Source organism: Prevotella illustrans (assembly GCF_017426725.1).
Classification (GTDB): Bacteria; Bacteroidota; Bacteroidia; order Bacteroidales; family Bacteroidaceae; genus Prevotella; species Prevotella illustrans.
On record NZ_JAERMS010000004.1, the window covers coordinates 256 to 23,029 of the forward strand.

At 43.7% G+C, this 22,774-nt stretch carries 14 protein-coding genes and 2 tRNA genes (1 of these 16 cut by a window edge); 7 read left to right on the top strand and 9 right to left on the bottom strand.

Annotated elements, in window-relative coordinates:
* Together JHU38_RS02220 and JHU38_RS02225 are read left to right on the top strand one after the other, a co-directional pair.
* Nucleotides 1-53: transfer RNA gene (locus JHU38_RS02220), tRNA-Asp, on the top strand; it begins 121 nt to the left of the window's first position.
* A gap of 24 nt (nt 54-77) precedes the next feature.
* A tRNA-Asp gene (locus JHU38_RS02225) sits at nt 78-151 on the top strand.
* Nucleotides 152-231: 80 nt separating this feature from the next.
* Here JHU38_RS02225 and JHU38_RS02230 read toward each other — a convergent pair.
* Both JHU38_RS02230 and JHU38_RS02235 read right to left on the bottom strand, forming a co-directional pair.
* The gene (locus JHU38_RS02230; protein WP_107582649.1) at nt 232-1,320 is read right to left on the bottom strand and encodes a FecR family protein; all 1,089 of its coding nucleotides are present in this window, start codon (nt 1,318-1,320) and stop codon (nt 232-234) included.
* A gap of 48 nt (nt 1,321-1,368) precedes the next feature.
* Nucleotides 1,369-1,866: an RNA polymerase sigma-70 factor gene (locus JHU38_RS02235; protein ID WP_207859292.1), complete on the bottom strand. Its 498-nt coding sequence runs from the start codon at nt 1,864-1,866 to the stop codon at nt 1,369-1,371.
* A gap of 219 nt (nt 1,867-2,085) precedes the next feature.
* Between JHU38_RS02235 and JHU38_RS02240 the strand changes: the two genes are divergently transcribed.
* Genes JHU38_RS02240 through JHU38_RS02255 form a run of 4 tightly spaced genes read left to right on the top strand, consistent with a single transcriptional unit; the run spans nt 2,086 to nt 9,285 of the window.
* Complete coding sequence (locus JHU38_RS02240) at nt 2,086-5,409, top strand: SusC/RagA family TonB-linked outer membrane protein (protein WP_107582647.1); 3,324 nt, start codon at nt 2,086-2,088, stop codon at nt 5,407-5,409.
* Nucleotides 5,410-5,424: 15 nt separating this feature from the next.
* The gene (locus tag JHU38_RS02245) at nt 5,425-6,948 is read left to right on the top strand and encodes a RagB/SusD family nutrient uptake outer membrane protein (protein ID WP_107582646.1); all 1,524 of its coding nucleotides are present in this window, start codon (nt 5,425-5,427) and stop codon (nt 6,946-6,948) included.
* Nucleotides 6,949-6,959: 11 nt separating this feature from the next.
* Entirely contained in the window at nt 6,960-7,724 is a 765-nt protein-coding gene (locus JHU38_RS02250) for a DUF4843 domain-containing protein (RefSeq protein WP_107582645.1), read from the top strand.
* Between the two features lie 19 nt (nt 7,725-7,743).
* Nucleotides 7,744-9,285: a PKD-like family lipoprotein gene (locus JHU38_RS02255; protein ID WP_107582644.1), complete on the top strand. Its 1,542-nt coding sequence runs from the start codon at nt 7,744-7,746 to the stop codon at nt 9,283-9,285.
* A 133-nt stretch (nt 9,286-9,418) separates the two neighbouring features.
* On the opposite strand, the gene nifJ is transcribed toward JHU38_RS02255, so the two are convergent.
* Both nifJ and JHU38_RS02265 read right to left on the bottom strand, forming a co-directional pair.
* Entirely contained in the window at nt 9,419-13,006 is a 3,588-nt protein-coding gene (nifJ, locus tag JHU38_RS02260; RefSeq protein ID WP_107582643.1) for a pyruvate:ferredoxin (flavodoxin) oxidoreductase, read from the bottom strand.
* A gap of 67 nt (nt 13,007-13,073) precedes the next feature.
* A complete protein-coding gene (locus JHU38_RS02265; protein ID WP_107582642.1) occupies nt 13,074-14,261 on the bottom strand; it encodes an ATP-binding protein in 1,188 nt (395 codons plus the stop codon).
* On the opposite strand from JHU38_RS02265, the gene JHU38_RS02270 reads away from it, so the two are divergent.
* A complete protein-coding gene (locus tag JHU38_RS02270) occupies nt 14,238-15,509 on the top strand; it encodes a hypothetical protein (protein ID WP_158267315.1) in 1,272 nt (423 codons plus the stop codon). The genes JHU38_RS02265 and JHU38_RS02270 overlap by 24 nt on opposite strands.
* A 758-nt stretch (nt 15,510-16,267) precedes the next feature.
* Here JHU38_RS02270 and JHU38_RS02275 read toward each other — a convergent pair.
* The 5 genes from JHU38_RS02275 to JHU38_RS02295 form a co-directional block, all read right to left on the bottom strand.
* The gene (locus JHU38_RS02275) at nt 16,268-18,247 is read right to left on the bottom strand and encodes a fructose-1,6-bisphosphatase (protein WP_107582640.1); all 1,980 of its coding nucleotides are present in this window, start codon (nt 18,245-18,247) and stop codon (nt 16,268-16,270) included.
* A 61-nt stretch (nt 18,248-18,308) separates the two neighbouring features.
* Entirely contained in the window at nt 18,309-19,082 is a 774-nt protein-coding gene (locus JHU38_RS02280; RefSeq protein WP_107582639.1) for a glycosyltransferase family protein, read from the bottom strand.
* A 37-nt stretch (nt 19,083-19,119) separates the two neighbouring features.
* The gene (locus JHU38_RS02285; protein WP_107582638.1) at nt 19,120-20,280 is read right to left on the bottom strand and encodes a glycosyltransferase; all 1,161 of its coding nucleotides are present in this window, start codon (nt 20,278-20,280) and stop codon (nt 19,120-19,122) included.
* Nucleotides 20,277-21,434 (bottom strand): diaminopimelate decarboxylase, encoded by a 1,158-nt coding sequence (gene lysA, locus JHU38_RS02290; RefSeq protein WP_107582637.1) that lies wholly within the window; start codon nt 21,432-21,434, stop codon nt 20,277-20,279. Before lysA ends, JHU38_RS02285 begins: the two co-directional genes overlap by 4 nt.
* 9 nt (nt 21,435-21,443) lie before the next feature.
* Complete coding sequence (locus JHU38_RS02295; RefSeq protein WP_107582636.1) at nt 21,444-22,763, bottom strand: aspartate kinase; 1,320 nt, start codon at nt 22,761-22,763, stop codon at nt 21,444-21,446.
* Between the last annotated feature and the right edge of the window lie 11 nt (nt 22,764-22,774).

Consider the following 22,774-nt stretch of genomic DNA (forward strand, 5'->3'; position numbering starts at 1 on the left):
AGAATGCCTGCCTGTCACGCAGGAGGTCACGAGTTCGAGTCTCGTACGCACCGCAAGCCTTTCTTATTTCGCACATTGGTGCGTTAGTTCAGTTGGTTAGAATGCCTGCCTGTCACGCAGGAGGTCACGAGTTCGAGTCTCGTACGCACCGCAGAGTGTATCAAGTCTTCCTTGATATACTTTTTTAGTTTAAGGGCTATAAATATAGATGAGAATTGGGAAAAAGGATAGTCAATCTATGATAATCTGGCCATTATTAAGAGATACTTTCACTTTGTCCATTTGATTGATCCAATTGACTACAGCGTCTATATTTTTAGAGCGTTCTGTCACAAAATGGGTCTTGTAGTGCATGGCGGAGGTATTCTTAAAAATCACTGTCATATTATAGTGTTTCCCGATAGTTTCCATGATGTCTTTCAATGGTACATTGTCAAAATAGAAATAGCCATCACGCCAATTGGTAAAAGGAGCTACGTCTACTTCCCGTGTGATGATATCTTTCCCTGTCACGGTAGCCTGTTGCCCGGGAGCCATGGTAAAGGTCTTACTTTCAGATGATACTTTTGCTTTGCCCGTTATGAGCGTAACGATAGTTTTGTTATCATCTGTAACGCAGATGTTGAGTTCCGTGCCCAACACGGTAGTTTGCGTATGTCCGGTGAGAATGATAAAAGGGTGCGAAGGATCGTGCTTTATCTTGAGATATGCTTCACCTTTAAGTTTCGCCACACGTTTGTTGTTTAGGGGGTGAGTGGCAAAAGTAAGGCTGCTCCCCGCATGGAGGTAGGCCACAGAACCATCGGGCATGGTGACGGTAGCACAGTTCCCGTAAGGAACATTAAGCAAAACTTGCTGTGTTTCAGCTGTAGATAGCAGGTAATCTTCTGGTATTATCACTGCCGTGTTCCCTTGCTTCGGAACTGTGGTATGAGGCTTTCCGCCATAGTTTAAAGTTACTTGCTGGGGCTTTTGGGCAGAATATATAGAGGTCGTTACGGCTTGATGAGAGGTTGGGAAACGCGAGTTCAGTAGCAAAAAGCAGATGATGGCTGCGGCTGCACAGGCTGCATAGGACAGGAGACGGAGAAAGAGAAGACGGGAAGAGCGGGTATGATGGAAAATGCGTAAATATCGTTCTACGTCGATAGGATGATATTTTTGTCTGATTACGGTCTGTAAATTAAAGAAATTTTGACAACTTTCGTGGAATGCCGGATCATCTTCCAGTTCTGCAAGGTGCTCACTATCAAGTCCGTCTTCTGCCATTTCGACCAGAATACGTTCCATGTCTTCTTTGTGTTCGTTATTGATTGCCATATAATATAATGAATACGTTTGAAAAGCAGATAAGGTTATGCTCCTGACTCATTTTATTTCTCCCCATTTCTCGCGGATCATCTTCAGTGCTTTTACCATGTGTTTTTTTACGGTACTTATGCTGATCTGCATTTCAAAAGCTACTTCTTTGTATTTCTTTTGCTCTATGTAGCAAGCCCGTAGTATGCGCCCTGTAGGTTCTCCGAGATAGTCCAGTATCTGGGTGATCAGTTCTTCTTTATCCCGTTGTAAATCAAACTCATTTGATTCTATATAATATTGAGACATCTTGCTTACGAATTGGGCGTATCTACGATGTTGTTTTTGATGTCGTAAATAATCAATGCTTTTATTCCGGGCACTGGTATAGAGATAAGATTTAATAGTTTCGGCTTGCAGTGAGCCAAAGCATTTCCATGCGTTTTCAAACACGCTGTTTGCTAAGTCATGACAGTCGTCATCATCGTCGATGTATTGGCGGATGAAGTAAAATAGTTTAGGATAGTAAAGCCGATATATTTTGTCAAAGTCGTTCTTATGTTCCATTTCCAATAAACTCATTGCAAATATATTTAAAACGGATGAAAAACTTGTAGAGAACCTTATTTTTTGCTTTTCTATGATCAAATAATGTAAGGAGAAAAGGCCCTTTAAATATGATTTTTGCATTTTTATGGGTAGGTCGTGCCCTTTTCCCGGCACTCAAACGTATAAAAAACGTGTAAATTACCATGGGAAGTATTAATTTTGAATTTACAAGTGATTATGATGAAAAAAAACACATTGCTACTGATGATGCTTGTAGGTTTGTTGACAGCATTGCCTTCTTGGGCTCAGAAAGAGTCGGGATTGTCGATGAAATTTAGCAACGAAGACCTACCCTCGGTGCTTCTTAGATTGGAAAAAGCGTCCGATTACAAGTTTCTTTTCACCTATGATGATGTACGTAAGTACAAAGTGAACGGAAGTGTTACTAATGCCCGATTCTTTGAAGTGTTGGATTATGTACTTAGAGTTACGCCCTTGGTTTACAAAGTAGATGGAAAAATAGTCAATATTGTGGTTGGTCAACAGGCTAAACCGGTTTCTATGGACAGAGTACAGACTTTTGTGGGCTATGTTTATGAAGCATCTACCAAGCAGCCTGTTATCGGGGCGCAGATCAGTGTGGATGGGAGAGACGAGAAAGTTGTGACAAATATCGAAGGCAAATTTACGATCAATCTGAAGAATGCCAGTGGTAAAGAACGAATATCTGTATCGTATCTCGGAATGAAAACAATCGTGGTGCCTCTTCAGATGAATCAGAAAATTTATATGGAGACCGATACTAAGAACATCGCTGAGGTGGTAGTTACAGGTATCTTCAAAAAAGCCAAAGAAAGTTATACGGGATCTGTAACAGAAATAGGAAAGGAGCAAATTGTCATGTACCGTAGTACAAACTTGATGCAGACACTTCGTAATCTCGATGCCAGTATCAACTTTCCTATAAACAATACGGCTGGTAGCAATCCGAATGTACTGCCCAATCTGAATATCCGTGGCAGTTCTTCATTGCCCATGAATGTGGAAGAATTCAATTCAAATGTTTCACAGACCGTGAATGCGCCACTTGTCATTATGGATGGATTTGAAATATCGCTTTCCAAATTGATGGATTATAATGATGAACAGATAGAAAGTATTAATATACTGAAAGACGCGGCAGCTACAGCGATTTATGGAAGCCGCGGCGCCAATGGCGTGATCGTGATCATTACGAAATCGCCCCAAGCAGGGAAATTACGCGTTACGGCCAAAGCAGGTATATCATTGGAAGTTCCGGATTTAAGTTCATATCATATGCTGAATGCTGCCGAGAAGCTGCAATTAGAGAAAACCATCGGACTGTATACCAACTTGTATAATCCTGAAAACCAATTTTTACTTGACAACTATTATGCCGAGACGCTAAAAAAAGTGCTTTCCGGTACCGATATAGACTGGATGAGCAAGCCGCTGCGAAATGGAGTGGGACAGCGATATAATCTGCAATTAGATGGTGGCGCCAATGAATTCCGTTGGGGAGCATCGTTGGGTTATAATGATATAGAGGGGGCTATGAAAGGATCTTCACGTCGGACTCTGACCGGAGACATTACCTTATTATATTCGGTAAAGAATCTTATATTCCGCAATTATACCAATATTGCATCTAATCTGTCAAACAATGGGAAATATGGAAACTTCCAAAATTATGTAGATATGCAGCCTTATAATAATCCCTATGATGAAAAAGGCAATATAGTAAAAGATTTCTATGACCTTAACCATTCTTCCACTAAGATAGGAAATCCGCTTTATGACGCTACCCTTAACAGTAAAGATCAGTCGGAATATTTTGAATTTATCAATAATTTCTCAGTAGAATGGTCTATATGGGATAGTCTCCGTATACGTGCGAAGTTGGGAGTTTCTACTCGTAGAAGCAGTTCTGACCTCTTCTTGCCAGCCGAGCATTCCACTTTCAATACTCCTGTATATAATACGGCGAGCGGTTCCATGCGAAAAGGAAAGTATACTTATGGAGTAGGGACTGACAATCTGTATAGTGGAGATATTACCTTGAGTTATACCAAGACTTTGCGGAAGAAACACCAGCTGTATGTCGGTCTCAATTATTCCATATCTAATGAGGATATCAGATCACGAAGCTTCACGGCAGAAGGCTTTACGAATGACGATTTGAATAATATAGGAAATGCTTTGCAATATGAACAAAACAGCGCTCCGAAAAGTGATAATACTACCATACGTCTTGTGGGTTTAACCGGTAATGCAAATTATACCTACGATGGGAGATATTATATTGATCTCTCATATAGAGTAGATGGCAGTTCTAAGTTTGGTAGCGATAAAAGGTTTGCGCCATTCTGGAGTGCTGGGGTAGGATGGAATCTGCACAATGAAAAGTGGCTCTATGATAATAAGTTTGTAAACTATTTAAGGTTGAAAGCTTCTTATGGTGTGACAGGCTCTCAAGACTTTGCGACGGAGAGTGTATATACGACTTATAAATATGTATCGGGAAGCAGATATCTGAACTGGGCATCCGCACAGATGATGGGACTTGGAAACAGTGCACTGACATGGCAGAAAACCAACGAATTAAATATAGGCATAGAATTCGGTCTGTTGAAAAATCGAATACACGGACAGATCGATCTGTATACGAAAAAGACAGGTAATCTGCTCTCTTCAATGGACCTTCCCTTATCAATGGGCTTTCCTTCCTATATTGCCAATATAGGAGAATTAAAAAATGTTGGCATAGAGGCTTCTTTACAGGCCTATATCATACGCGACTACAAAAGGAAGTTCAATTGGCTGGTTGGTGCCCAGCTTGTGAATAACAAAAATAAAATCTCCAAACTGTCTGATGCGATCATAGAGCAGAATAAGCAATACCTTGCTCAGAATGTGGATGTGAGCAATCTCTTTTATGTCGGTCGTCCTATGAATGCCATTTACGCTGTGAGGTCGGCCGGTATAAACCCCAGCTCGGGTGAAGAGGTCTTTTATGATAAGGACGGTAACGTAACCAGCCGATGGAACGCCTCGGACAAGGTTTATTTAGGACCGTCAGAGCCTCTGTATAGAGGAAACTTCCATACCATGGTCATGTGGAACAACTTTACGCTCAATGTTTCTTTTGGTTATCATTGGGGCGGAAAGCGTTATAACCAGACCTTGCGTAATCGAGTGGAGGTCAGTCTCTATGATGTTGCTAAGAAGAACGTAGACTATCGGGTGTTGGGTTCCCGGTGGCTGAAAGAAGGGGATAATACGTTCTTTAAAGGATTCTCTTTTGAAGATACACACGCGACTTCACGTTACGTGTTTGATGATAATGTGCTCGAATTACAATCTGTAAGCCTACAATATAGATGGAATTCCAAATGGTTGCGGAAGCGGTCCGGGCTTGAATCCATTCTTTTTGCCATCAATGCTTCAGATTTAGCCTACTGGTCTTCTGTAAAATATGAGCGTGGAACCTCTTATCCGTATGCACGCAATATACAAGGAACAATAACATTGACATTCTAACGATTTAAAGAAAAAATGAAAAGATTCAATTTAATATCACTTTTAGCTCTATGCGTATTCATGTCGGTTTCTTGTTCTGATTGGTTAGACGTAAAATCCGATTCACAGGAACGGGCTAAAGATATATTCTCCACCTATAAGGGCTATAAAGGAGCTTTGGCGGGTTGTTATACGGCTATGGCTTCGCAAAACCTTTACGGCATGAGCCTTACAATGGCCGATATCGAATGCTTAGCTTGTATTTGGGATGAACCTTCGGAACAAGGGCTACCCGCACTCAAGATGCTTCATAATCATCAATACACAGACGCGAGAGCTCGTTCTTCTATTAAATCCATTTATGGCGGACTGTTTAATGTCGTAACTCAAGCTAACGCTATTATTCAAAACTTGGATAATAATAAGAGTACGATATCTAATGAGCAGTCTCGTAACATCATCTATGCAGAGGCTCATGCCATACGGGCTTTCTGTCAATTTGATATCCTACGTCTGTTTGGACAAATGCCTTCAAAGCCTCAAAAGACAGTTTCTTTGCCTTATTCGGAAACTTCTGACATCAAGAGTATACCGCCATATTACAGTTACAATAACTATGTGGCTAAGCTGATAGCGGATTTGGATATAGCTGAAGAGTTGTTTACTAAGTATGATCCGGCCAGAGAATATTCTTTCAGCCAGCTTGAAGGTTCGTCAGAGAAGTCCCTTCCCGTAGAAGATGATTTTCTGACTTTCAGGCGTATGCGTTTCAATTATTGGGCAGTGAAAGCTCTTAAAGCCCGTATTTACTTGTATACAGGTGATACAGGTATGGCTTATAAATTGGCTAAAGAGGTTATAGAAAGTGAAGTAAAGGGACAAAAAGTAGTAAAGTTGTCAGGAATGGAAGATATTGACAAGAAATATTTCGCTTTGCCAAGTGAGTGTCTGTTTGCTTTGGCCAATAATAAGTTGATGAACTATTCTGTGAATATTATCGGTGGAGACCCTTCTGTTCAAATTGACACTAAGACTACACTTTATATTTCAGAAGCCAAACTTAACAGGCAGCTCTATCAAGGACAGGGTACTGCCAGTAACAATCGGTATCTTTATGTGTGGGAAAGAAATACCGCCAATGCCTATGGTACTCGTATTCCCACTTTAAAAAAATATTATTACGATGTGGCAAAGCAGACTGATCTTAATATTCTGCACGCGAAACTGCAAATAATGCCTCTTATCCGCCTTTCGGAAATGTATCTCATCGCTATGGAAACGACGGCTGACCTGACTGAGGCAAACCGCCTCTATAAGGACTATATACAGTCGCACAACGTAAAGATAACTGATGACTTCACGACTTTAGATGCGGTACATGCCGAGGTAGTCAAAGAGTATCTCAGAGAGTTTTATGGTGAGGGCGTAATGTTCTACACCTATAAGCGCTTAGGATTAACCTCCATTCCTTGGGGGAAATCGCCTATGGGCGAAGACCAGTACATTCTCCCGCTACCGGAATCGGAGTTTGATCCTACCCTTTATCCATCTACCCATTAATATTTGCAAATATGAGAAACTATCTGTATATGATCTGTCTTATAGGAGGCTGTGTATTGGCTTCATGTGAGAAAGAATTACCACTTTACGGAGACAGTCAGTCACGTCTCAATTTTGAATATATGACGAGGAACGACTCTTTGGCTTCCTATTCATTCGTATATAATAAACAGTTGACCAGTGACACGATTTGGTTCACGGTTAAGACCATAGGATTTGTTGCCGCAGAAGACCGGAAAATAGAGCTGATGCAAGTACCTACGGGGAATAATGACGCGGTGGCAGGCAAGCATTATCTGAGGTTCGACGACGCAGGACTCGCTCGTTTTTATGTGATCAAGGGAGGTGCTACGAAGGCACGTGTGCCTGTCGTGGTGCTCAAAGATCCGTCTTTGACGCAAGCTGATTACAAGCTTCGCATCGAAATAAAGGATAATCATCTCTTTAAATCCGGATACAAGGAATTTAGCTATAAACTACTCACAATATCCGACAGATTAGTGAAGCCTACCAATTGGACGTCGTTCATGGACTATATGTTTGGGACTTACGGAACGGTGAAGCATCAGTTCATGATTGACAACTCTGATAAGAAGTGGGATGAAGAATATCTGCATAAATTAGGAATAGAGGATTACTCTGCCGATCAAGGCTTTCTCCAGTATTGGGCTAATAAGTTTCAGAGGCTGCTTAATGAGTTTAACGCTAAGCAGCAGGAAGTGGGGCTACCGCCTTTGACAGAAGCCAATGGAGCTCTCGTACAGTTTCAAAAGTGATATCTAAACAATTATCAAAATGAAAAAGACCATTCTTTTTATATTTATCCTGATGTCTCTCGCCGCTTGTGTGAAAGACGATTCCACTTACGGAAACGATCAAATATATATTCGTATAACCGGGCTGTCTGACAGTTACCATGTGACCTCTTTCACCAATGCGCCATTCTCGGTTGCTCCAACAGTGGAGTCGAGTTTCGCGGAAAACGATCTTGAATACAAGTGGTTTTATTTCAAACCGCAGAAAACGAGCCAAATCGTTGATGGCAAATATATGGAGATTCATGCCAAGAAAATAGCTGACACGCGTCAGCTTGACTATCACGTCGCGTTGTCTGACGGGACCTATGTCTTTGTTCTTGTTGTCACTTCTAAGTCGACCGGCTATAGCCGGAATGTTAAGACTTCCGTACACGTGGCGTCACTATTGGCAAAAGGTTTTGTCATCCTAAAAGAAACCGCTGACGGGAACACCGATTATGATGTTTACAATAATGATAAAGGAGAATTGATCAACGATGTTCTGACTAAGGTACAGGGAAAGCCTTTGCTTGGAAAGCCTCGGGCGCTTGACGTGAATTATGGAAAGGAGTATCTTGATCAGGAAACAGGCCGAAAGGAAAGCGCCAATTTAATCTGCGTGACCACCGAGGCCGACAAAGTAGCCTGGATCAGGGCGATGGACGGCGAAATCGTCATGGACAACTCTAATTGCTTTTATGAAACGGTTACAGGCGTGATACCCTATCGTTCGTTCAGTGGCATGTTCAACTCTTTCTATGTTACCGGCAACGGTATTTACGGGGCCGGACATGGCGGCTTCGCGGGTGGTTCCGGTATTTTTGGTCCTTTGTCGGGCAATGGTGGGAGTACACACGTCATTACGATTCCCTCTCTCTTTTCAGGGATGCTCTTCTGGAATGAGCAGCAACATGCCATTCAGTTTACTGATTATAACAACGGAAATCACGCCATCGAAAGCACCGCGGAAGGCTATACGGTTATCAACCCGGATTACGACTGTCTGTCGTGTGGTGTTTCGTGCGCGGGAGGCGAGACCATTTACTTCCTTCTGCAGCGCAGGGATAATCCTTCGCAGAAACGTCTCTACTATATCGCTTGTCCCAACAGAACGCCCACGCTCACACAAGTAAGGACACTTGATCCTGATACACATTTTTCCAAAGCCACTTGCCGGGCAGTGAATGCCAATATCGCCGTTATTGCTTATGGAGTAGACGCTAATAAAGTCTATAGCTTCGATCTCGCAGGTACAAGTCCTGAAAAGGAACTGTTGTTTAGTGGATTGCCTTCGGATGAACAGATCACTTATCTTAGCAATCGTTACCTGAAAGGCGACGACGGATTTGATTATCTGATAGTGGGTACCCAGAAGGATAATACCTATAAGCTGCGTATGTATAAGATTGTAGGTGGCGAACCGGACGGCGCCCCCGCAATAGTTATTGAAGGTAAAGGCAAACTGAAGGGCGTTGATTATCTCTCGCCGACCGTTGGCGCTGACGATGCTTACCAGATGGCCCCGACGCTGGATCAATAGTTTCTCATTTATGTTTTTACTAAAACCAGTTCAGATACGGGTGTAAATGACAAAAAAAGCAATCCAATTCAAGATTGCCTTTTTACGTATAGTTTAATTTGTTCTTACTTCGTAGAAGAACAAGCGCTTTCGATTAGATTTCTTCAGACCAGTCTTCCTTGCTCTTACGAACATAAGCTTGATAGCGCAACTTGGCCATCTTCTCTGCCTGCGAGAAGAGTTCGGCAGCTTCCGCAGGATAAGCCTTTGCCACAGAAGAGTAGCGAACTTCACCCATGAGGAAGTCTTGGAAATCTTCCCACTTCGGAGCCTTGGAATCAAGCTGGAACGGGTTTTTGCCTTCGTCTGCAAGACGTGGATCGTAGCGCCACAAGTGCCAGTAGCCGCATGCGACGGCCAGTTCTTCTTCACGCTGGCTGGTACCCATGCTTCTCTTCATCTTCTTGGTACCCTTGATACCATGGTTGATACAGGGTGCGTAAGCAATGATCAAAGACGGACCGGGATATGCTTCCGCTTCGCGGATGGCTTTTAGCGTTTGCGCGTTGTCGGCTCCCATCGCAATCTGTGCGACGTAGACATAGCCATAGGTTGTCTGCATCAGGCCGAGATCTTTTTTGCGGATACGCTTGCCTTGGGCGGCAAATTGCGCGATGGCGCCAAGCGGGGTCGACTTGGAGCTCTGCCCACCGGTGTTCGAGTAAACCTCGGTGTCAAGAACGAGAATATTTACGTCTTCACCCGAAGCGAGCACATGGTCGAGACCTCCGTAACCGATATCGTAGGAAGCGCCGTCGCCACCGATAATCCATTGGCTGCGTTTTACGAGATAGTGGTCGAGAGTCTTGAGTTCTGCGCAGATAGGACAACCTGCTTCAGCGCCGGCAGCGATAAGAGGCTTGAGTTCAGCGGCGGCTTCCTTGGAAGCGTCGGCATCGTCTTTGCCTGCAATCCATTTCTCTGCGGCAGCCTTGAACTCTGCCGGATTATCTTCGTGAGCCATCGCGTCATGAAGCAGCTTCACGATACGCTCCTTCATCTTCTTGTTGCCAAGTGCCATGCCTAAACCAAATTCGCAGAAATCCTCAAACAGAGAATTGTCGAATGCGGGACCCTGACCGTTGGCATTCGTCGTATATGGCGTAGAGGGCACGGAAGCGGAATAGATCGAAGAACAGCCTGTGGCATTGGCAATCATCTCGCGGTCGCCATAGAGTTGGGAAATCAACTTCACGTACGGAGTTTCACCACAACCTGAGCATGCTCCGGAGAACTCGAACAACGGTTGGGCAAACTGTGAGTTCTTCGGGTTTTGCTTGATGTCTACGAGATGTTGCTTCGATGTTACGTTCTTTATAAGGTAATTCCAAGTCTGCGACTCTTTGATCATATCCGGATCATCGACATTGAATGGGGCCATCTTCAGAGCCTTCTCACCCTTCTTGCCCGGGCAGACATCTGCACAGTTGCCGCAACCAAGACAGTCGAGTACGGAAACCTGTATGCGGAAATTCATTCCTTTCAAAGTCTTAGGAGCAAGTACGTCGATCGTCTTACCGTCGAATTTGGCTGCTTCCTGCTCATCTAAAACGAATGGCCGGATACAAGCGTGAGGACAAACGTAAGCACACTTGTTACACTGGATGCAGTTGTCTGAGTTCCAAACAGGGGTAAACGCTTCCACACCACGTTTCTCATAGGCTGAAGTTCCATTCTGCCAGGTACCGTCGACGGTGTCGAATTTGACAAAGTCTGAAACCTTCAGAAGATCACCGGCCTGCGCGTTCATTGGGCGGACAATCTCTTTGATGAAATCGGGAGCGTCGTCAATGTTGTTGTTGTCGTCAGCCAGGTTAGCCCAAGCCGGGTCGATTGCCAGTTCCTTGTATTCGCCGCCACGGTCGACAGCCGCGTAGTTCATGTTGACGATATCTTCACCTTTCTTGCCATAAGATTTCACGATGAAAGCCTTCATCTGCTCAACAGCAAGCTCTACAGGGATAACACCTGTAATACGGAAGAACGCAGACTGCAAGATAGTATTGGTACGGTTACCCAAGCCGATTTCCTGGCCTATCTTGGAAGCGTTGATGTAGTAAACTTTGATATTGTTTTTTGCAAAACAACGTTTTACCTTGTTAGGAATGAAGTTGATCAGTTCCTCACCGTCAAAGATCGTATTCAGCAGGAATGTTCCGTTCTTGCGCAAGCCACGGGTCACGTCGTACATGTGCAGATAAGCCTGAACATGGCAGGCCACGAAATTCGGTGTATTTACCAAGTAAGCAGAGTGGATGGGCTCGTCGCCGAAACGGAGATGGGAACAAGTGAAACCACCGGACTTCTTTGAGTCGTAAGAGAAGTATGCCTGACAATACTTATTGGTGTTGTTACCGATGATCTGCACGGAGTTCTTGTTGGCGCCAACGGTTCCGTCAGAACCAAGACCGAAGAACTTCGCCTCGAACAAGCTGTCGCCACCCATTGGAATTTCCTCTTCTTCAGGAAGCGAAGTGAATGTAACATCATCAACAATACCAACCGTAAAGTGGTCTTTTGGGGTTGGCAATTCAAGATTCTTGAATACGGCAACGATTTTGGCCGGAGTTGTATCGGCCGAACCGAGACCATAGCGACCGCCAACAATCAATGGCTTGCGCTCGGCATTGTAGAGGGCGGACTTAACGTCAAGATACAACGGTTCTCCCTCTGCTCCCGGCTCCTTTGTACGGTCGAGAACGGCAATACGCTTGACGGTGGCAGGAAGAGTTTTCTTCAGGAAGTCTACGGAGAAAGGACGGTAGAGGTGAACTGCGACCATGCCGACCTTCTTGCCTTGCTTATTAAGATAATCGATTGCTTCGCGAGCCGGCTCTGTGGCAGAACCCATCAGGATGATTACGTTCTCTGCGTCTTCTGCGCCATAGTAGTTGAATAAGTGATATTCACGACCGGTAATCTTGGAAATCTCACCGAGATAGCTCTCTACGACTTCGGGAATAGCCTCATAGTATTGGTTTGAGGCCTCACGATGCGTAAAGAACGTTTCGGGATTCTCTGCCGTGCCTCGTGTGACAGGGCGCTCAGGAGTGAGGGCTCGGTCGCGGAAACGCTTAACGGACTCCATATCAACTAATGGACGTATATCTTCCATGTCCATGGCTTCAACTTTATGATACTCATGGGATGTGCGGAAACCGTCGAAGAAGTTAATGAAGGGAACACTGGTTTTCAGAGTCGCAAGATGAGGAACGGCAGAAAGATCCATTACTTCCTGCACAGAACCGGAGCAGAACATACCAAAACCTGTCTGGCGGCAGGCCATCACGTCTTGATGATCACCAAAAATACAGAGAGAATGAGAAGCCAATGTGCGGGCTGACACGTTGAATACGCATGGCAGCAATTCACCGGCAATCTTATACATATTAGGTATCATCAGCAGCAGACCTTGAGAAGCTGTGTAGGTAGATGTGAGCGCACCTGCCTGAAGTGAGCCATGGACAGCGCCGGCGGCGCCGGCTTCGGATTCCATTTCCTGAATGGAAACAGTTTGACCAAAAAGGTTCTTACGCCCCTTGGCTGCCCATTCATCAACATGCTCTGCCATTGGAGATGACGGAGTAATAGGGTAGATGGCAGCTACTTCGGTGAACATATAGCTCACATGTGCAGCAGCAGTGTTACCATCACACGTCATAAACTTTTTTTCTTTAGCCATTTTTATTTAAATTAAAATGAATGTATATAAATGTCTTTGTTGCTTTAATGTAAAGTATCTTTTTAATTTAATACAGAAAGCCTAAAAGCCAAAGTGGAATTTGGTTTTCTTTTCCAATCTCTGTGTTGTAGCGCGCATAGATCGTATCCAAATTGTAGCGGATCTTTTGATCGTGTTGCGCGTCACAGATGCGGAACTTCATGTTTTCATCAACGATAAAGAAATGTTCTTTGTTGCCTTGGTTCACAACATGATCTTTCCAAAGTGAATTAACGAAGAAAGTTTCCATCAAATCTTGCGTGTCAGCTTGAATCGGATAGATAGCATACATCAGATTCGAGTTGTGCATCATGATTTTACCGGGTTTTTTGGGGAAATCTTCCCCCACAGGATAAATGATATTGATAAGTCGGGCGTCGGCCAAATACTTGATGTAGTTCATTACCGTAGCCCGGCTGGTTTCTATTTCATGTGCTAAATTGCTGATATTAGGAACCTTTGAACCGTCGACGGCCAATAAATAGAAAAGTTTCTTGATTTTTGTAAGATACTTTAGTTCTATCTGTTTGATGAGCAGAATGTCAACTTCGGTCATCATATTCATTGTTTTCAGCAAATTTTCAGAGAAATTGCGTTGCTCCAGAAAGAAAGGGTAAAAGCCATGGTGAATATAATCCATGAAATAAGCCGACGGACTCACTTTAGGTAATATGTTCTTGATAATTTGCTCGTGCGACTGAAGAATCTCTTGGAGTGAATAGGCGCGGAAAGAGTTGCCTGTATGAAGGTTAAGAAACTCACGAAACGAGAATCCTCGTAGGTTATAGCTTTTGACAATGCCATTGAGCTCCGGGTTTTCGTCTTTCAGTCGCATCACGCTGGAACCTGTAAATACAATCTGAAGATTGGGAAACAAATCGTAGCATTTCCGAAGTTCCATACTCCAATTGGGCTGCTTGAAGACTTGATCAATTAACAAAACTTTGCCGTTATGATTCACGAAATCGGCTGCGAAATCGGCAATACCCCGCCCTTGGAAATAGAAGTTATTCATATTGATGTATAGACATCTTCTGTCATGTGCTCCGTATTTTTCCTTGGCAAATTGCAGTAAGAACGTGGTTTTACCAACACCACGAGTGCCTTTTATTCCAATCATACGATCGTTCCAATTAATCTCGTCCATGAGGGTACGACGGACCTTGGCGTCTGTATGCTCTACTAAATAAGAGTGAGTCCGAAAAAAGGCTTCCATATAATGCTTCGGCTTATTGTTAATTATCCATGCAAAGATAGTAACTATTTTGTGAAATTGCAAACTCCGGATTGCAAAAAACGATTATTTTTTATTATTCTTTCATGGAAAGCCTGTGCTGAAGTGGAGTTTTGCTATCTTTGTCGTGTGAAATTACATGTATTTAATCCTGAGCATGATCTTTCTCTTGCTGCCAATCTCTGTCGTTTTACGCTACCCAAAGCTGTTGCGCAGTTAAAACGGACTTTTGATTTTCTCCCTGTGATTTGGGCGGACCATGATGATTTGATTCTTGTTGATAATATCGATAAGGCCGAAGCCCGTTGTTCTAATCTTGGGATATCGAAAAACAATATTGTTGGCCGGCGAAACGCGACTTTTATTACCCCGGAAATGTTGGCAGCGGACGAATGGGGGGCTCGCATTACAAAGGTTGATAGCTGGGGAGCGGATAAAAAGCTGCGAATGGATCTCCTTACCATTCAGCCTTTGTTAGCTTCTGTATTGCCGGATGATTCGTATTTAGAAAAAATACGAAATATGAGCGCACGTTTCTGGACGGCAGAGAATCTTATTCCTAAATTTCAGAACACGCCTCATACCACGGTAGAAGTCCGACTGTTTTCTGACTATACTTTGCTATATCGTGTGCTCCAGCCTGATTGTCGCTATGTCGTGAAGGCACCATGGAGCAGTAGCGGGCGAGGAGTACGCTTGTTGGAACCTTCTCGCAATCCTTTGTCTCATGATGGCGAGAATAACGTATATGTAGAAATCCATCAGGAAAACTGGATTAAAAACATTATCCGCACCCAGGGAAGTATCATGATGGAACCCTATTGGGCCGATAAGGTTGTTGACTTTGGGATTGAGTTCGATATGCTTCCCGATGATATACACTATCTGGGACTTAGTATTTTCAAGGCACAGAATGGAATTTATCTTGGAAGTCTGTTAGATACAGAACAAAATAAGCGATTGTATTTGGCAGCTTATACCGACCTGAATCTATTGGATCGTTTAATAAAATCTATCATGTTGGAATTAAAACGGCAACTTGCAGGCAACTACATAGGTCCTTTAGGGATTGACATGATGATATTGAAAGATGGCAGAATCAATCCAATGGTGGAACTGAATCTTCGCCGCACGATGGGGCATGTTGCCCTACATCTTTATTCAAAGATTCATCGTAAAGGATGGATGATGCTAAATGTTTTAGAAGGGCGCGTTGATATCATCGATTGATATATTGAGGCTTATTTGCAGGGGCAGTAGAAAGGTTTGATTTGTCGTGACGTTTGCAGAGGTTCTGCAAGTCTGCCGTCGTTTGGGGGCAGTAGAAAATTAATGGGGACAGGTTTACAAGTATCGATGATATCTACCGCACCCTGAATTATCTTTACATATACCATCAAAAAAGTGGCGTTATTTTGAAAAAGAAAAGAGAAGGACGAAAATAAGCGATTGTAGAGCAAGTTTATAAAACGCTAGTTATCAGTATATTGTACTTTTAAGGGTATTTTCTCTTCGTTTTTTTACCCTTAATCACTATGCTTTTAGGCCGTAATCGCGGCCCTTTCATCGGCTAAAAGCTATGCTTTAGCGGCGTAATCGCTGTGCTTTGAGCCGGTAAAAGGATCACTTTAGGCATAAAAGGGCATCAAAATCGGCAAAGCGAAGGCCTTTTTCGGCGTGCCGACACTTAGATGATGTATTGTAGAAGTGTTAAAATCAGGTAGTTTTTTCTGACAAAAATCACGGAAACGCTGAATCAATATAATTGGATGGGCTTACAAGTGATGAAGCCGGAGACTTCATCACCGGTGCGGCCGGCTTTCTCTGCCGTCACTTGCCGGGACGTTCCGCCTTGGCAATTAAGCATTAAACGCTACTGACTTTAGAAAAACTTATTCCGCCCCGGCCTTTAAAAGGATATGGAAATCGGCAGAGAGAAAGGGTTTTCGATATGGGGGAAGTGTTTGTTGCGGCAGATTGGAGTTATTTCATTTTGTAGCCCGTTCTTTTATAAATCCGTGGCGGTAGGCATAAAGCAATTCCCGCAAGTCGCTCACTTGCCGACGCAGTTCCGCGCCTTTGTCGGTATCGGCGACGAGCATGCGGTGGGCGCTCATTTCGACGAGAACCGTAGTGCTCTTGATGTCGGTGCCGCGCTGAATGGCATCCTTGGTGTCTGTGAACGGTTCGTGTTGCACCAGCTGGAAGCCCCGACTATGGTAGACAAGCGTATAGCCGGCAATGCCTGTCTCTTTGTGATAGGCTTGCGAGAAGCCGCCATCGATGACCATGAGTTTGCCGTTGGCTTTGATAGGATTCTCGCCATCCATGGCATGCACGGGTACATGACCGTTGATGATATGCCGGTTGGCCCCCGTCACGCCGAAAGCGTCTAAGATGCCATCGACGACAGCTTCGTCGTCACGGAGTTTGAAATAGTGGCCTTTTTCTTCTTTGTGGGTGGCTTCGTCTTTGATGAAATAGCGTTCGAAAGTAGCCATCTTGCTCTTGTCGAAGAGCGGGCTGTCGGGGCCGCACCACAGATAGAGAAAATAGTCGATGGCATACTCCTTTTCCTGTGGGTCGGAATCATTTTGAAAAGCAGTGCGAATCATCATGCCGGTATGGTACATTAGCGAACGGCCCGAATAGCTGCGTCCCGGATAGATTTCAACTTCCTTCAGCGTACCGTCGGCATTTAAGGGAATAGAGGCATGGAAGAGCAGGTTGTTGTTGTAGACGGCATACATACAGCCATGGCTGAGCATGACACCAATATGCTTGTGTAGTTTTTCGCAAGCCTTGAAAGAGTGGTGGAGCTTACCCATGAGTTGTTTTTCCTCGAAAGTAAGTTCATTGGGGTGCTTGGGGTCGATCGTTGGGAAGTTGTTACTGCTGAGTGGATATTCTGTCCCGTCAAGCATGATGGTTCCTTTCTCGTAGTCGATGAAGTTGAAAAGTTCCCGATTTTCCATGCCCCATTCAGGATGGCGTTCAAATATTTTGGCTTCTTCCTTGAATTGTATGACGGAGATAGCCTTGTGCATGAGTGCCGAGAGTCGCAGCGTCTTCTCGTCAATTTCCTTGGCTCCGCCACTCAGCCGGGGCACAAATTCCTCACAGGGATCGTCACCGTAGGTCTCCATGGCGAAAGTGGCCAGTGGCATCAGGTTTATACCGTAGCCCTCTTCGAGTGTCGTCAGGTTGGCATAGCGAAGCGACAGACGGATGACATTGCAGATGCAGGCGTCGTTGCCGACGCAGGCTCCCATCCAAAGAATGTCGTGATTGCCCCATTGGATATCCCAACTATGATAGTGGCGCAGTGTGTCCATAATGATATGGGCACCCGGGCCGCGGTCATAGATGTCGCCGAGAATATGGAGCTGGTCAATGGCCAGACGCTGAATGACGTTGGCTATAGCGATGATGAAATCGTCGGCGCGGCCTGTAGAAATAATGGTATAGATGATTCCATTGACATAGGCCGTCTTGTTACTGTCCTCCGTGCGCTCGTGCAGTAGCTCCTGAATGATGTAGCTGAATTCTGCGGGCAGAGACTTGCGCACCTTGCTACGGGTATATTTGCTGGAGACGTCGCGGCAGACGGCCACCAGCTGGTGGAGCGTGATGTGATACCAATCCTTGAGATAAGGCTCATTAGCTTTCACCAATTCCAATTTCTGTTCGGGATAGTAAATGAGCGTACACAGTTCACGTTTATCCTGCTCTCGCAGGGTATTGCCGAAGAGCTCGTTAACTTTACGTTTGATATTGCCGGAGGCATTCTTCAAAACATGCTGGAAAGCCTGGTATTCGCCATGAATATCGGCCAAAAAGTGTTCGGTGCCTTTGGGAAGGTTTAGAATGGCAGAAAGATTGATGATTTCTGTACTGGCGTCTGCAATCGTCGGGAATGATTGAGAGAGTAATTCTAAGTAGTGTAAATCTTTTTCTATATCGTACATAGCCTGATGTGATGAAGGGGGGGCGTAGTCATTTGTTTATAATAAAGCCTATAGAGATTTTCTATTCCTTGAGCGGGACGGGCATATAGCCTTCTGTAAGGCCACATTCCTGCGCCATCTTGTTTTGCAGGAAAGAAACAAATTTAAGAAGTTTCAAGTCTTTTATCGTCTGAATGAAAGAGTCCTCATCCATCTCTCGCTCAATAAGATTCTGAGTCAGGTCTTGCAACAAGGGTATTGGAATATACCCACGGTGCTGCTGGTATTTTAAGTAAAGAATCTTCTGGAGTAGTATGTTGATGTTTTCATCTTCAATCTTTAGCTTTTGTACTTGGTCTTCAATCTGAAGGCGGATATGCCGGTCGTGAGAGGCTATGACTTGTTGATAGTGGGCAAGGAGTTCTGCGGCGAGTGTAGAGGATGGATATCGGTGGGTGATAATACTATTACGAAGTTCGCATAGATTTTCCTTTTTCCTCCATTTGGCCATGGCCTTTGCTTCCGACCGGCTAAAAGCGACAACGCTATTTGCTTTTCTCACGGCCTGTTTTTGTTGGTAGAACTGTAGTAAGCTTCCGATTTTGCGCCGCTTCGCGGCAATCATCCAAGGTGTTATTCCACTCAATGGTGAGTAGACTACGGGAATTTTGAGCGCGACATAATGCTTTAGTTTCTTGAAAACCTTGGGATTCCAAGCTCCTAAAATATGCACGACATCGGGGTGATCGTCCGTATTCACCTTGGCTTCATTCGACAAACTGTGAATGATTGTCGATACGAATAAAGGATAAATAGGATCCTTTGATGAGACGAAGCTTATGATTGTAATATTCATCTTTAGTTTTCTACGTCAAATTTGTTATGAGCCGGTATTACAATTTGTGTGTGGTAAAATCATTTTTATCTGCGGCATGAAGTCGAATCATAAGCAACAGATGATACCAAACAACGTAAATGAGTAAAGGAACAATGCTTCCCACACTGATTTCAACCCCAAAATGATTGGCAGCCTTTTTACCAAATAGCGTATGGAAGAATATCCAGATAATTAGCATGAAAGCAGAACTTCCGGCTACAATCCAATTTTGTATGATGATGGCGAGAATTATCAGTGTAATGTTGACGAGGAGACTAAGATGCAGCATTGTCATGTCAAAGTTAAACATGGCATGATAGCTGTGACGTCGGAGCAGAGCATGCCGTATGGCGTTGTAGTAAAGACGCTTATGCTTCCAAGCCTTTGGAGAAGTAAAATCTTCTATAAGTGGATGGGCTGAATCGAGATGAATGGCTGTCGTTTTGAACGCTGCGTATTTATTTACTATAAAGCTATATTCGCCACAGTTATACTGCAGATTACCCAGAAAGCCATTGCCACCAATAAAGTCTTTCTTTCTGAAAGCGACGCAGGGACTGTCTGTATTGAATGCAATACCCTTAAACGCGCGTCGCAATAGGTAGCTTTCGGTTAGAAGGTGATAAAAACGTTTCAGCGTGGTAGTATTATCAGTATATTGGGTGAAAGAAACGACCAGATTCTTATCAATCCGGCACTTTCGGGCGATGCTTGAAAGCCATAGGGAGTCAGCAGGACGACAAGTAGGTGCCGTAATAATCACCCAGTCGGACTTGGCCGCTTTTACGCCTATGGTAATTGCCAGTTTCTTTCTGCTCATGTATCTCGAAGTATCGGGAATATACGTTGTATATAAATGAGGCTCATGGGCATACCGTTTAAGTATGTCTTCGGCCTCAGCGTCTCCTTTGTCGATCACGACAATTACTTTATAAGTTCCCTCATAGTTCTGATGAAGAAATAAAGAAAGGTTATGTTCAAGCTCGTGGGCTAAATCATGTGAATAAAGAACGATAGAAACCGGGGGATATTCCGTCGCACGTTCTTCATCTTCGTTACTTGATTGAATCCTGGGCACGATGCTTAGGATTCTGAAGAAAGGGGTAGCGAAGATGGAGATAAGTGAAACTAAAAATGCTGCAACACAGCATATAATCGTGAATAAATCAAAGATCATAGGTCTTCTGTTAGATAACCGATAGGTAGGCGACGGCAGTTGTATTGGCTGGCCATGATTTCACCATACGCTCCGGCTGATCGTATGGCAATAAAGTCACCTCGTTTTGTTTTGTTAAGATCAATGGCTTTGGCAAAAACATCACTGGATTCGCAAATAGGCCCTACCACATCGTAAGTCTCTTTGGGCTCATTGTTGGATATGTTTTCTATTTTGTGATAGGCTTGATACAGAGCCGGGCGAATGAGATCGGTCATTCCTGCGTCAAGAATAGCGAACTGCTTGGATGTTCCTTGTTTGATATAAAGTGTGCGAGCAATGAGACTGCCCATTTGAGCAACGACAGACCGGCCTAATTCAAAGTGAAGAATCTGACCGTCATGTAGTTTCAAGTGGTGGGCATAGGTGGCAAAATAGTTGTGGAAATCAGCGATAGATTCCTGTTCGGGCTGAACATAGCTAACGCCTAATCCGCCGCCAACATTAATATTTTTAATACTAATATGGTGTTGTTCAAGCTTTTCTTGAAGTTCATTAATACGATTGCAAAGAGCTTTGAAATCGTCCATGTCAAGGATCTGACTGCCAATGTGAAAATGGAGACCAACAAATGTTACATGTTTCATCTCGCTCATCTTGTCGATGATGGGTTCCATGTCGCCCATATCGATACCGAACTTGTTCTCGGAAAGTCCTGTAATAATGTTGGCATGTGTATGTGCGCCAATATTCGGGTTGATTCGTAACGCTATGTGAGCTGTTTTGTCGCGTTCTCCGGCCAGTTCGTTGATAACGTCAAGTTCAGCTTCACTTTCAACGTTAAAGCAAAATATGTCATGATCAAGTCCTAAATTGATCTCCCAGTCGCTTTTGCCTACACCCGCATAAACAATTTTATCGGGCTGAAAGCCGGCTGTAAGAGCAGCTTGGATTTCACCTCCGCTGACACAGTCGGCTCCCAAACCGGCTTGACAGATGCTTTTCAAAATTTTGGGATTAGCATTTGCCTTGACGGCGTAATGCACTTGAAAGTTCCGGTATTTAGCAACTTCCTTATTGATTACAGCCAAGGTTTGACGCAATAATTGAGTATCATAATAGTAAAATGGAGTTTCAAGATTTTGAAACTTATCTACAGGGAATCCATTACTCATATAATTCCTTTAATTATTGAATAAAACGTTACTTAAATTTTGGAGAGCCTGTTTCTTGTCGATTTCTTTGATAAGGAATGAGATGTTGTAATTGCTTCCACCGTACGAAATCATTCTGACAGGAATATCCTTTAGGGCATCGAGAACGATGGTTTCAAATCCAAGGTTACTCCAATCAAGATCTCCAACAACGCAGATAATGCACATGTCAGTATCAACAGTTACTGTTCCGTACTTTTTCAATTCATCGACGATATCTGTTAGGTGGGAGTCGTTGTCGATACTCATTGATACACCAACTTCGCTGGTTGTAATCATGTCAATGGGTGTCTGATAGCTTTCAAATATCTCAAAGACTTTACGTAGAAAGCCGGTCGCCAACAGCATTCGGCTGGATTTTATCTTGATAGCTGTAATATTATCCTTTGCGGCTACGGCTTTGATTTTACCTTTAACCAATACATTGTTAATAATGGTGCCCTCTGCGTCAGGGGACATCGTATTCTTCAACCTTACAGGTATGCTGGCATATTTGGCAGGTTGCACGCAAGTGGGGTGGAGGATTTTGGCCCCAAAGTATGCTAATTCAGCCGCTTCTTCAAAGTTGAGTTGTTTTACGGCTTCGGTCTTGTCCACGACTCTTGGGTCGTTATTATGCATACCGTCGATATCAGTCCATATATCAATTTCTTCTGCGTTCAGAGCAGCTCCTATTAATGACGCTGTATAATCAGAGCCACCACGGAGCAGATTATCTATTTCTCCATAAGCATTGCGACAGATAAATCCTTGAGTGATGTATATTTGATAGCCTTCATTTGCCACCATGAGCTCTTCAAGTTTTTCTTTGATGTATTGTGGATCGGGCTCTGAGTTCTTATCTGTTCGCATGAAATCAAGCGCGTTTAGCAACACGGCTTTGATGCCTATTTCGTTCAGATAATTCACGACCATTGTTGTGCTGATAATTTCTCCTTGGGCTACAATACATTTCTCTTCAAAAGAAGTGAATAAGTCCTTGGTAGATGAGCGTAAAAGATTGAACTCTTCTTTCAGAAATTCTTTTGTTTTTTGCTTATATTCATCGGTGGTATATAATTCATCTGCATGTTTAAGATACTTGTTTTCTAAAGAATTAATGATTTCATTAGCTCCTTCTGGATTTTTCTTGTAGAGGTAATCACTGATTTCAATGAGAGAATTGGTTGTTCCGCTCATGGCAGAAAGCACAACAAATGTAGGTTCGCCACTTTGGGTGATTAATGAGGACACACTCTTCATACGTTCTGGAGAGCCTACCGATGTTCCTCCAAATTTCATTACCTTCATAATCTCTAAAC

Bases quoted from the DNA above. Each gene is read 5' to 3' on its own strand.
- JHU38_RS02250 (WP_107582645.1), top strand. From the start codon at position 6,960: ATGAGAAACTATCTGTATATGATCTGTCTTATAGGAGGCTGTGTATTG.
- JHU38_RS02235 (WP_207859292.1), bottom strand. From the start codon at position 1,866: ATGGAACATAAGAACGACTTTGACAAAATATATCGGCTTTACTATCCT.
- JHU38_RS02255 (WP_107582644.1), top strand. From the start codon at position 7,744: ATGAAAAAGACCATTCTTTTTATATTTATCCTGATGTCTCTCGCCGCT.
- JHU38_RS02240 (WP_107582647.1), top strand. From the start codon at position 2,086: ATGATGAAAAAAAACACATTGCTACTGATGATGCTTGTAGGTTTGTTG.
- lysA (WP_107582637.1), bottom strand. From the start codon at position 21,434: ATGAGTAATGGATTCCCTGTAGATAAGTTTCAAAATCTTGAAACTCCA.
- JHU38_RS02265 (WP_107582642.1), bottom strand. From the start codon at position 14,261: ATGGAAGCCTTTTTTCGGACTCACTCTTATTTAGTAGAGCATACAGAC.
- JHU38_RS02245 (WP_107582646.1), top strand. From the start codon at position 5,425: ATGAAAAGATTCAATTTAATATCACTTTTAGCTCTATGCGTATTCATG.
- JHU38_RS02295 (WP_107582636.1), bottom strand. From the start codon at position 22,763: ATGAAGGTAATGAAATTTGGAGGAACATCGGTAGGCTCTCCAGAACGT.
- nifJ (WP_107582643.1), bottom strand. From the start codon at position 13,006: ATGGCTAAAGAAAAAAAGTTTATGACGTGTGATGGTAACACTGCTGCT.
- JHU38_RS02285 (WP_107582638.1), bottom strand. From the start codon at position 20,280: ATGATCTTTGATTTATTCACGATTATATGCTGTGTTGCAGCATTTTTA.
- JHU38_RS02275 (WP_107582640.1), bottom strand. From the start codon at position 18,247: ATGTACGATATAGAAAAAGATTTACACTACTTAGAATTACTCTCTCAA.
- JHU38_RS02230 (WP_107582649.1), bottom strand. From the start codon at position 1,320: ATGGCAATCAATAACGAACACAAAGAAGACATGGAACGTATTCTGGTC.
- JHU38_RS02280 (WP_107582639.1), bottom strand. From the start codon at position 19,082: ATGAATATTACAATCATAAGCTTCGTCTCATCAAAGGATCCTATTTAT.